General features: G+C 33.4%; 8 protein-coding genes. All 8 read right to left on the minus strand.

The window, feature by feature from the left end; genetic code table 11:
* Positions 1-2 precede the first annotated feature (2 nt).
* The gene (gene secD / locus V5784_RS05285) at positions 3-1,223 is read right to left on the minus strand and encodes a protein translocase subunit SecD (RefSeq protein ID WP_336888007.1); all 1,221 of its coding nucleotides are present in this window, start codon (positions 1,221-1,223) and stop codon (positions 3-5) included.
* A gap of 92 nt (positions 1,224-1,315) precedes the next feature.
* Positions 1,316-1,735: a Holliday junction resolvase RuvX gene (gene ruvX, locus V5784_RS05290; RefSeq protein WP_336887999.1), complete on the minus strand. Its 420-nt coding sequence runs from the start codon at positions 1,733-1,735 to the stop codon at positions 1,316-1,318.
* 177 nt (positions 1,736-1,912) lie between these two features.
* Positions 1,913-4,537: an alanine--tRNA ligase gene (gene alaS, locus V5784_RS05295; protein ID WP_336888000.1), complete on the minus strand. Its 2,625-nt coding sequence runs from the start codon at positions 4,535-4,537 to the stop codon at positions 1,913-1,915.
* 173 nt (positions 4,538-4,710) lie between these two features.
* Positions 4,711-5,436, minus strand: a complete 726-nt coding sequence (gene lptB, locus V5784_RS05300; RefSeq protein WP_336888001.1) for an LPS export ABC transporter ATP-binding protein — start codon at positions 5,434-5,436, stop codon at positions 4,711-4,713.
* 10 nt (positions 5,437-5,446) lie between these two features.
* Positions 5,447-8,134: a hypothetical protein gene (locus V5784_RS05305; RefSeq protein ID WP_336888002.1), complete on the minus strand. Its 2,688-nt coding sequence runs from the start codon at positions 8,132-8,134 to the stop codon at positions 5,447-5,449.
* 107 nt (positions 8,135-8,241) lie between these two features.
* A complete protein-coding gene (mutS, locus tag V5784_RS05310) occupies positions 8,242-10,851 on the minus strand; it encodes a DNA mismatch repair protein MutS (protein WP_336888003.1) in 2,610 nt (869 codons plus the stop codon).
* Between the two features lie 57 nt (positions 10,852-10,908).
* Entirely contained in the window at positions 10,909-11,841 is a 933-nt protein-coding gene (gene dusB, locus V5784_RS05315) for a tRNA dihydrouridine synthase DusB (RefSeq protein ID WP_336888004.1), read from the minus strand.
* A gap of 204 nt (positions 11,842-12,045) precedes the next feature.
* Complete coding sequence (locus V5784_RS05320) at positions 12,046-12,396, minus strand: hypothetical protein (protein ID WP_336888005.1); 351 nt, start codon at positions 12,394-12,396, stop codon at positions 12,046-12,048.
* Positions 12,397-12,740 lie beyond the last annotated feature (344 nt).

The following is a 12,740-nucleotide window of genomic DNA, read 5'->3' on the forward strand; positions in this document are numbered from 1 at the left end:
TATTATTTCCCCCTAACACCGAATAAGATTGGCTTATCTATTTTGAATAACATTATAAATCCTCTAAGTAATACCTTAGTTATTGTGATAGCTGTAAACATCGATGCAAGTACACCGATAGTCAGTGTTATTGCAAATCCTTTTACAGGCCCCGTTCCTAAAGTAAATAAGATCGTTGTTATTATAAGGGTTGTGATATTTGAGTCCATTATTGTACTGAATGCTTTCTTGAACCCTGCCTCTATAGAAGCCATTACTGTGTTTCCAAACCTCAATTCTTCTTTTATTCTCTCAAATATAATTACATTGGCATCTACCGCCATTCCGACTGAAAGGATGATCCCTGCAATCCCTGGTAACGTGAGAGTAGCATCAAAAAAAATAAGTGTTGCAAAGGTAATCAGACCAAAACAAACCAGTGCTAGATTAGCTACCAACCCTGGTAATCTATAGAAAATCACCATAAATACAGCAATAAGCCCTATAGCTATAATTCCAGCTTTTCTTGATTGAGCTATAGATTCATCTCCTAGTGTTGCTCCTACTGATCTTGTTTCCAAGATCTCAGCTTTTACTGGTAAAGCCCCTGCATTTAATAATGATGCAGTTTTTTTAGCTTCCTCTGCTGTATAGTTTCCTGTGATAACTCCTTGTCCTCCAGCTATTTCACTGTTGATTCTAGGAGCAGTTTGAATTACCCCATCCATTGTGATGGCAAGTTGTTTCCCTATGTTATTTCTAGTTATTTCAGCAAATTTTGCTGCTCCATCTAGAGTCATTTCAAACGAAATTTGAGGTCTTCCTAAGCTATCATAAGATACTGCTGCTGATTTTAATGCTCCACCGGTCAATAAAGTTTCGCCCAATGTCCCATCTGCATTTTGTATCTTAAATTCCATAAGTGCAGTTTTTCCAATCATCTCTATTGCTTGCTCTGTGTCAGTTATTCCAGGAAGTTCAACCAGTACTCTTTTATCTCCTACTTTTTGCACAGAAGATTCAGATACTCCTAAACCATTTACCCTTCTATTCAATACTTCAATAAGTCTTCCCATTGCTTCATTGTCTAATATTTGTCCTTCTTCTGGTTTTGCCTCGAGTAATACATATACCCCACCCTTTAGATCTAATCCTAATTTTACTGGTTTAGTCACTGTAAACCATGCAGCACTCAATACAACTACTGCCACAAATATTATTCTATACAAATATCCTTTTCTCATTCTAGCCACTTTTCCTGCCTCCCCTAACGGCTTTTTTAGCCGAATTATTTAAAAATTTTAATTTTCTAATTTTACATACAAAAAATTTCGTACTACCTCTTCATATCTAAATAAGTTTGTAAAATAATTGCTGCGGCTACCTGATCAACCGTCTTTCTTTTATTTATAGCACCCTTTACACCGTTATTCTGTAGCATCTTATCAGCTGATACCGTTGATAACCTTTCATCGATCTCTATAAATTCTAATCCATCTATCTTTTTATTCAATTTTCCTATAAATTCCCTTACCTTTTCAGCCTGACGTTTTTCTGTTCCATCCAAACTCTTTGGAATACCGATAACTATACTCTTGGTATTATGCTCCTCACAGAGATCCTTTATCCTCATTACAGCCTTGGTTTTCCTTCTATCTATTACTTCTAAAGGAGTTGCTATCATACCCATTATATCAGATTTAGCTACTCCTATCCTTACATCCCCTACATCTAGAGAAAGATATACTTTATACATAAATTTACTCCTACTTTCACTTCTTTTTCACCACTAATCTCCATGGATTAAAATCAAAAACTTTTTGGAACACAGAGAGCCACTGAGATTTAAATTAGAGTTTCACAGAGGTTTTCTCCGTTCAACTTTTTTTTATCCTTTGTGTAGCTCCGTGACCATTTTTTATTTTTTAGGAAATTAAAGTTTCTCTCCTAATATAGTTCTTGCTACTTCTAAAGCTTCAGGAATTTTATTTCCATTTTTTCCACCTGCTTGAGCGAAATCTGGTCTTCCTCCACCATTCCCATCAGCAATTTTAGCAATCTCACGAACTAAATCTCCGGCTTTTACCTTCCCCATAAGATCTTTGCTTACTCCTACGGCAAATACAGCTTTCCCATTATCTGTTCCTAGGATAACTACACAGCTACCTAATTTATCCTTAGCTTTGTCTACGATTTCACGTAATCCACCTGCTTCTTTATCTTTAAATGCAGCAATCAATACTTTTACACCATTGATCTCTTCTACATTATCAAATAGTGAGTTAGCTTCATATCCAGCCAATTTAGATTTAAGTGTTTCAACCTCTTTATTAGCAGTCTTTAAGTCCTCTACTACCTTATTTGCTTTAGCAATTAAATGTCCATGATTAGTATCCGATTTTAATATCTTAGCCAGTTCAAATATTCCATCTTCCATTTCATTTACTACCTTATATGAAGTAAACCCTGTTGTTGCTTCTATCCTTCTTACTCCAGCAGCAATTCCGGTTTCAGTCAATATATTAAATAGTCCAATCTCTCCAGTTCTTTCTACATGGGTTCCACCACATAATTCCATAGAGAATCCCGGTACTTCTACAACCCTTACTTTACTTCCATATTTGTCACCAAATAACATTGTTGCGCCTTTTTCTTTAGCTTCATCCATAGAAAGTTCTTCAATAGTCAAAGGAATATTTCTAAAAATTTGCTCATTCACAATTTTTTCTACTTCTTTTATTTGATCTCTTGTTGTTGCTTCATAGTGAGTAAAATCAAACCTTAGTCTATCTTGTGATACCAATGATCCTGCCTGCTGCACATGATCTCCAAGAACTTTTTTTAAAGCCTTATGTAATATATGTGTCGCCGTATGGTTTCTCTTTATCTCTGTTCTTCTATGTTTATTGATCGATAATTCTAGTTCTAAATCTTTTTTTAACTTGTTTCCACCCTCTGCCATCTTCACAGTATGGATAAATATATCTTTTTGCTTTCTTACACTTATAACTGTTCCAAAGATCTCTTCTCCGATTATTTTACCAGTGTCGGTAGATTGTCCACCTGATTCAGCATAAAATGGAGTCCTATCAAAAATTACTGTATAGTTTCCTTCATTGTTGTCTTTTACATGTAATATTTTAGCTTTTGTTTCAAATGTTTCGTAGCCAACGAAGTTAGTTTTCCCATATTTATCAAAAAACTCTTCTATAAATGAATCTTGTCCAGCCTCCTTTATCACTTCTCTAGATGATCTAGCTCTTACCCTCTGTTCCTCCATTTTTACAAGATAATCATCGTGAGAAATAGTTACTCCCTCTTCTTCACAAATCTCCTCTGTAAGTTCATATGGAAATCCAAAAGTGTCATATAGTTTGAATACTACACCAGCATCTAATTCTGCTTTACTTTCCAATTTAGCTTTTTTTATCTCATCCAATGCAATGGTCATTCCTTGATCCAAGGTAGTTGAGAATTTTTCCTCCTCAATTCTTACCATCTTCACAATATGATCCTTGTTTTTAATTAAATCAGGATAAGGTTCTCCCATTAATTCTATTACTATATCCACTAGTTTATACAGGAAATTTTCCTTATTCCCCAATAATCTTCCATGTCTTACTGCACGCCTCAAGATCCTTCTAAGAACATATCCTCTTCCCTCGTTAGAAGGTAATATTCCATCACTTATCATAAATGTAATAGCTCTTATATGGTCTGCGATTACCTTCAATGAAAAATCAATTTTATTATCTTTTCCAAATGTATATTCAGAATTTGTTAGCTCTCCTGATTTTTTAATAATAGGGAAAATTAAATCTGTCTCAAAGTTGTTGGCTTTTTTCTGTACCATTGCAGCTATCCTCTCAAGACCCGCTCCTGTATCGATATTTTTCTTTGGTAATGGCTCTAACGATCCATCTTCCATCCTATTATGTTCAGTAAATACCAGGTTCCATATCTCGATGAATCTATCGTCTGTTCCCACGTCCCCTAATTTCGAGTTTTCGTCTCCTCCATACTCGACTCCTAGATCTACGTGGATTTCACTACAAGGTCCACACGATCCTACAGGTCCTGCTGACCACCAGTTATCATCTTCTCCTAGTCTTATCAATCTTTCCATCGGTACACCAATTTTTTTATTCCAAATTTCTTCAGCTTCATCATCTGTTGTAAACACAGATATCCATAATTTTTCTGAATCTAATTTTAATACCTCTGTGATAAATTCCCAAGACCAAGCTATAGCCTCTTCCTTGAAATAATCTCCAAATGAAAAGTTTCCTAACATCTCAAAAAAAGTATGATGTCTAGCAGTTCTTCCTACGTTTTCAAGGTCATTAGTTCTGATACACTTTTGGTGTGTAACCACTCTCGGTGTAGGAGCTTCTTTTTGCCCTAAAAAATAAGGTTTAAAAGGTACCATTCCAGCTACCGTCAATAATAGCGTGGGATCATCTGGTATCAATGATGCACTCTCGTAGTGTTTATGTTGCTTTCCTTCAAAAAATTCTATAAATTTTCTTCTGATTTCGCTACCCGTTAAATTATTCATTATATCCTCCAAAATTTAAAAAGTCAAATTACCCTCAGATTTTTATTCCCCCGAGATATATTTTTTCTAGTGTTTTATTTTAATATTTTGTTTTAAATTCATGGTTAATCTTTTACTTATTATTTTTCTTAATTTTTATTATATCACATCTAGTTAGCAAAAAATCAGATAACCTAATCTAATTTAAATCCCTCTCCTAAATAGATCTTTCTTGCTCTTTCGTCGTTGGCTATTTCCTCTGGTGTTCCACTTATTAGGAGTTCCCCTTCAGCCATTACATAGGCCCTATCGGTAATTCCCAGTGTTTCTCTCACACTGTGGTCTGTGATCAAGATACCTAATCCTCTTTTTTTAAGATATCTTATGATCTCTTGAATATCCGCTACAGCTATTGGATCTACCCCTGCGAAGGGTTCGTCCAACAGAATAAAATCAGGATTGTTAGCTATTGTTCTCGCTATCTCAACCCTCCTTCTTTCTCCTCCAGAGAGGGAATATCCCATTGATTTTTCCACATGAGTAAGTTTAAACTCTTCCAACAGATCATCTTTTATCTTAATTCTTTCCTCTTTATTTATCTTTCTCATCTCTAAGATAGCCAGGATATTGTCCTCTACAGTTAGGTCTCTAAATATAGATGGTTCTTGAGCTAGATACCCTATCCCCATATTGGCTCTCTTGTACATAGGGTAATCTGTTATATCCTGTTCATTAAAAAAAACTCTTCCAGATTCAGGTTTTACAATCCCTGTGATCATATAAAAAGTAGTAGTTTTCCCCGCTCCATTAGGCCCTAAAAGTCCAACTATCTCACCCTTATGTACTTCTAAACTTATTTTATTTACAACTCTTCTTTTCTTATAACTTTTACAGAGATTCTGAGCAATTATACTCTTCAAATTTTACCCCCTACTTTTTATAATCTATCCTTACATTTCCTTTAGCATTCAATATTCCTGTTTTCATAAAATATTTTGCATAGTCAGCTTCAATATGAATTTCTATTGTATCAGCTATAACATTTTCTCGCAAAACAGCAATCTTAGTTTTATTAAAAATCTTCCCTTTATCAGATGATGCAGTCATGACTTTGTCGTCTTCATCTATGTTTTTAAATTCCACGTTTTTTATAAGAACTACTACCTCTGTATTCATATCGATATCAGTGATTTCAGATTTAATATCGGTTGTTCCTCCTATATTTAGACGGTTCCCACGACGTCCCAAAGCTATTTTTTTTATTAAATCTACTTCCATATAACCTGAATATAGGATCATATCCTGATATTCATAGACTACATTTTTCTTTATCTCAGACCTTGAAATAGATAGTTCTCCATTCGCATTTTCATATAAAAATACCTTAGCTGTGTCACCTCTTATCTTAACAGGTTCTTTTTTCTGCGTTTTGTTATCTACATTAAAGGCAAGAACATGCACATTACCATCTAGATCTATCTGCCTATTTTTTAAATCTCCAAACATAAAATCACCATAAAGTTTTTCCCCTGTAGATGATGTTAAGTTCACTCTAGTTCCATCTAAGATCTCACTTTTCATATTACCCTTCACAGTTTCTCCATCTATTATATAGTTTTCATAATAGATCTTATATTTTTCCGAAGTATAAATATCATCTGTAATAAAGGAATATTCCACTTGACTACCCATAAATTTCATCTCTGGATTTTGTACCACTACATTTTTATTCAACTGGACAACCTGTCTCGAGATATAGTAATTCATCTCATCACCAGATGCTTTTTTATTACCACTTATACCATTAAAGTTTTTAGCTTTTAGCATTTTTTCAGCAATAAAATAAATTCCATCATTCATATTTGCACTTCCATCTTTAGATATTATTTTAATGTTCCCAGGAATATTTACCCTTTCTTCAACAAATATATATTTACCACGATTAGCATATAGAGTGGAACCTTTTGTTATTATCCTTAGATTCCCAATGATCTCAGCATAGTTATTAGTATCAAATTCTCCTCGGTCTCCTATCATCTTAGACCCGCCTTTATCGACAATAACTATATTTTTTTCTATCTTTCCAAGGCCCGTATTAGAGTTATAAGTTAAATTCTCCCCCGTCATAATTTTTTCATCTTGGATCACCTTCACTTGTCCTCTAGAAATCAAGTCTCCTATATCTATATTATACTCTGCATTTTCACCATAAAAAGTTATCTTATCCTTTGGATTATAAATTGTATATTTTCCATAGATATAGGCTTTTTTACTTACATCATCCACATCTATCCTTTGACTCTTTAAGATAGAACCACTAAGAATAACTTCAGCATTTCCTTTAAATATGTATGATTTTTTTTCTAGATTAAAGTCAACTTTATCAGCCCTACCACCTATTTTTGATCCTTTAAAACTACCATCTATAATTTTCCCCACCTTAGTTTCGTCGTTATAATAAAGTTCTTTTCCTATGCTCTCATAGGTATTGCCCCTATAGTCATAGCTATTTAATAGTTTTAATTCCTTGCTTTTACTGTTGTAAGTCAGATCTTTAGTAAGTATTTTTCTGTCTACATCCTCATAGCTCACTAATTTTTTAGAAGTCATGTAGAGATCTCCAGTTTTTGTATTATAGGTTCCACTGTCAGCTAAAAGTTTACTTGTTTCACTGTATATTTTAATGTTTCCGTCTATTTTCAACATCCCACTCAGAGCATCATACACTCCATTATCTGCATTCAGATTAAAGTCACCATTTTTCCCCCTAAGAGGTCCTATGAAATGCATCTTATTTTCATCGGCGACATAATTTATCTTATCCATACTTAGTTTTCCATTTTCAAATTCTATCACTATATCTTTAGATATAATAAAATTCCCTGTAATTTCATCATATTTAAGATCTTTCGCTCGAAGGTTTGCCCCCTTATAATATACGACAAAATCCCCTTGGGCATGGATAGTTTTTTTTATTCCATCATATCTAGCTTCTTTAAAGTGCCCAGATAGTTCATCAGTTTGTAAGTTACCTAATTTTGTACCTCTTATCCTGATGTTTTCCTTTATATTCAAAATCTTAGTTACATCATTATAATGCACAAAATTTGCACTGAGCTGCATCTTGTCTGTAACTACCCTTATATCATCTTTTAAGTTTAAATCTTCTAATTTTGTATCTGTAACCAATGAATCTCCGTAAAGGGTAAGGCCCTCCTCTTCATTGTACGCTTTCACCTGATTACTGGCATATATTTTCTCTGATTTTTGGTCATAGCTAGCTTTTTCAGCCTCTATCTTCCACCCATTTTGAGATATTCCCAGTATATTATTTTCTAAAAATAAATTATTTGCACCGTCTACTAGAGCATTATCTCCAGACAGTTTCATCCCATCAAATACAGCTATAGCTTTCTCAAAGGTTCTTTTTTTAGCCACAGTGTCGTCGATCTGCTTCTCTGCCTCTACATGATAATTTTCCACATCATAAGAAACATTTGAGGTTACTAGAAATTCCTTACCTTTTTTTTCTATTTGTTCAGGTTCCTTTATATAGTTAAAGTAGACAAATACCACTAAAAGTATTCCACCTATATAGTATGACATTTTTTTGAGCATATTTACCCCCTTTTAATCGTCACAAACTCATCTTTTTTATGGTTGCTCTTTGCCAAAGAGTAAACGACACCAAGGAAAGAACTGATCTTTATTGACTTAAAAACTTATTAGTTCACCAATAAGTTTTTAAATTCATTTAATTTCATCATAGCATCTAGTGGTGTCAGATTATTTACATCTAGTTTAGCTATCTCATCTAAAATTTTCTTTTCCCCTACACTTATTTGTGGCTCTATAATTTTTGGTTTCTCTATTTTTATAGGTGTTTCTCCAAATAGTGATAGTTGTTCCGACCCTATTTTTTCCTCAATTATAGCTTTTTTCGTCTCCAAAATTTGTAAAAGTTGTTTGGCTTTCAGCAGTATTTCTGCTGGTAATCCAGCCAACCTAGCTACCTCAATTCCATAAGATTTATCTGCTCCGCCCTTTACTATTTCACGAAGAAATATCACTTCATCGTTAGCTTCGCTGACTTCTACTCTATAGTTAGATAGGTATTTTAATTTATATTCTAACTCTGTTAGCTCATGGTAATGGGTAGCAAATATAGTTTTAGCCCCCAAATTATCATGGATATACTCTGTGATAGAGCTGGCCAGAGACAATCCATCAAATGTAGAAGTTCCACGACCTACTTCATCTAAAATAACAAAAGATCTGTCTGTAGCATTATTTACTATGTTAGCTACTTCACTCATCTCTACCATAAATGTAGACTGCCCACTTACCAGATCATCACTGGCTCCGACCCTTGTAAATATCTTATCTACGATACCTATAGTAGCACTTGCTGCCGGCACATAAGAACCCATTTGAGCCATCAATATAATAAGAGCAGCTTGTTTCATATAGGTAGATTTACCCGCCATATTTGGCCCTGTCAGGACAATTACCTTGGTCTCTTCATCTAAAATAAGATCATTACTTATATAACCCTCTCCCATAACTAGTTTTTCCACAATTGGATGACGACCACTTATTATCTCTAGATCATATCCCTCTACTATTTTTGGACATACATAGTTATTTTTAGTGGCTACATCAGCTAAAGATGCAATTACATCTACATAGGCTAGTCCAAAAGCCAGTTTTTGCAACAATTTTATCTCTCCTACCAGCTTCCCTGATATCTCTTTCAGCAAATTATATTCTAAACCTTCTATCTTCCCCTTGGCATTCAATATAGTCGATTCATATTCCTTTAATTCAGGGGTTATATATCTTTCAGCATTAGTCAGAGTTTGTTTTCTTATATATTCTTCTGGTACCAGATGAGAATTAGCTCGGCTTACTTCTAAGAAATAACCAAATATTTTATTGTATTTTATCTTCAGAGTTTTTATTCCAGTTTTTTCTTTCTCTTTTTTTTCTATCTCCAAAATATAGTTTTTCCCTGATTTAGAGATCATGTGGAGTTCGTCTAAAATTTCGTTATGACCAGTTTTGATCATCCCACCTTCCCTTATGGAAAACGGAGGTTCCTCCACTATAGATGTCTCTATCAGATTATAGATCTCCACCAGTCTTTTTATATCGGTAGTAAACATCTGGTTTGCTCCCAATATTTTTATAACTTCTAGTGATGATTTTATAGATTTTTTAATAGCTATAAGATCTCTTGCATTTTCAGTTCCTAAGATTATCTTCCCTATGAGTCTTTCCAAATCATAGATACTCTTCAATCCTTCCCTTACATCTTCACGGACTAAAACTTCATCTATAAAATATTTTATATCTCCCTGTCTTTTTTCTATCTCATCAACATTTAAAAGAGGGTTCTTTATCATTTTTTTCAGCATCCTAGTTCCCATAGAAGTTTTACATCTATCTAGGACCCACAACAGAGTTCCCATATTAGTTTTTTCCCTTGTATTTTGCACCAATTCCAAGTTTTTTTGAGTGGCTAGATTTAATTCTAGATAGTTATTCCTATTGTCATAGGAGATTGTTTGAATGGGAAGTTCATTATGTTTGTGTAACTCCAATACATATTCCAAAACAAATCCACCGGCTTCTATAGCCAGCTCCTTCCTATCTATCCCATAACTTTCCAAAGAGATCACATTGAAATACTTTTTTAATATCTCCCCTGCATTTTTTATTTTATTTATGGGGTTTATAACAATTTCATTTAATTTCCTATAATCATCGAATTCCTCGTTAAATTTTTCTAGTGTTCTACTCTCTACCAATATCTCTGTAGGAAACAATTTATATATCTCATTTATGGCTTTAGATATTATATCTTTTCCTTCTAATTGGGTTACCTTATATTCTCCTGTAGTTATATCTAGATAAGATATCCCTGCTTTATCCTCTCTAATTATTATCCCTAAAAGATAGTTATTACTCTTATCATCGAGATAGTCCGTATCTATTACCGTACCAGGAGTGATAACCTTTACAACTTCTCTCTTCACTAAACCCTTGGCTTCACTAGCAGCTTCCACCTGTTCACATATAGCTACCTTATATCCCTTAGCCACTAATTTTGATATATATCCTGCTGCCGAATGATATGGTATACCTGCTAAGGGAACACTTTGTCCTTTTTCCTTATTTCTACTGGTTAGGGTTATACCTAATTCTTTTGAGCAAATTACAGCATCCTCAAAAAACATTTCATAAAAATCTCCCAACCTAAAAAATAGGATATTCTCCTGATTTTGTTCTTTTATCTCTTTATATTGTTTCATGAGTGGTGTCTCTTTACTCATTATCTAAACCTCACTTTTAATTTTATTTTTTTACCTCTTATTGTGAATTATGTTCCTTTAATTTTTTTTCAACCGTATCAATATTTCACTTATCTCATCATAGTTATCTATCTTATTCAGTAGATTTTTTATCTTATTTCCACCAGTTACTCCTTTTAGGTACCAGCATAGATGTTTTCTTATCTCAAAATTAAATTGTTTTTCAGGATAGTCTTCTTTCATATATTCTATATGTTTTAATGCCATATCAATCTTATCGATATATGTTATTTTCGTTGTCACTTCTCCAGTTTCAAATCTTTCTTTTATTTGCTGGATTAACCATGGATTCCCATATATTCCACGAGCCAACATTATCCCATCTACCCCTGATTCGGTAGCTTTTTCATAGGCATCTTCAGCTGTAAATATGTCACCATTTCCAATAATTGGTATAGACACAGCTTCTTTTATCTGTTTTATAGTATCCCAATTAGCTGTTCCACTATACATCTGTTCTTTGGTTCTGCCATGGACTGTAATATGGTGAAGGCCTAATTCATCTGCTATCTTGGCTATCTCTACCGGATTTTTGTGCTCCTTATAACCTATTCTTATCTTCATAGATAATTTCGTTTCAGGTTTTAGGGCACCTTTTATGGCTGTCATCAATTTTTTTATATGTTCTGGATCCTCTAATAGAGCTGATCCATAGCCATTCTTTGTGATCTTAGGCATAGGACATCCCATATTTACATCTATATAGGTTATTCCTAAACTTTCTACATATTTGGCACATTCCACCATAACGTCTATATCTCTACCAAAAATCTGCACTCCATCATTGGGTAATAATCTAAGCATTTGTTTTATTGTTTTTTCATTGGCCATCTTCACTGCATTTACACTTATCATCTCCGTAAACATCAAATCCGGATGGAATTCATTCATAATTCTTCTATATGTATAATCTGTCACTCCTGCCATGGGAGCAATATATATTTTTATCATCTATTTTTCACCTCTTATTGCTATTTTTCATAATTTATTCTAGTCATCACTCAGTGCACAACTATCCATTTAACCATAAAATTATACCATAGATAGAGATGTTTTTCCACTTCACAGATTTCATGAATCTTTCATTTTTAAAGAACAAAATTAAAAAATAAAAAGTACTTTTATAGCAAAAAAAAATCCCTGAATAACCAGGGATTAATGTCTTTTTATCTTGGAATTAGTCTTTTCAGGTGATTTACTCAGATGGATATACCGGCTATTGGCTGAATGAATAAATCTGTCTATAATAGCTCCTAAATCCGAATTTTCAAAGGCTGCTTTAAATTTTTCATTTTTCAATAATTTATCTGTAAATCTGTAATGGCATTCTTCCCTGGGTTGAAAAAGAATATCTTCCGAATAGATTTTTTCTCCTAGAATTTCACTTAAAAGATCCGCCACCTGCATGGTAAATACCCCTTCAACTTCTATGGTATTTCTAGAATGATTTATTTCATCACGATATTTGGGCCATAGTTTTTTTTCCACATCTGAATAAGAATTCATAAGTCCCTCCCTTTTATTTTTTTGCCTTACTTAGATTTACATATTTTTTAAAGTAATTCCTTTAAAAATAAAAAAACTAGATTTCAAAATTTAGTTCCAAGGAGTTTCTATTAAGTATTTTAATTTATTAGGAGTCATTATTCCCATATAAATAGCTTTCTTAAGGAAGGTAAAACTATTAATTAAACTGTAAAGGTGATTAAAAAGAGGGTCTGTCTCATATTTTGTGTAAACCTCCAAATTAGTGTAAACTACAATTACATTAATTTGGAGGTTTTTTTATGAGAAAAAAAAGAAAAGATTTATCCCCTGATGAATTAGCACGAAAAGAGCTAATTAGAGAA

It is taken from the genome of Psychrilyobacter sp., from assembly GCF_037132775.1.
Classification (GTDB): Bacteria; Fusobacteriota; Fusobacteriia; order Fusobacteriales; family Fusobacteriaceae; genus Psychrilyobacter.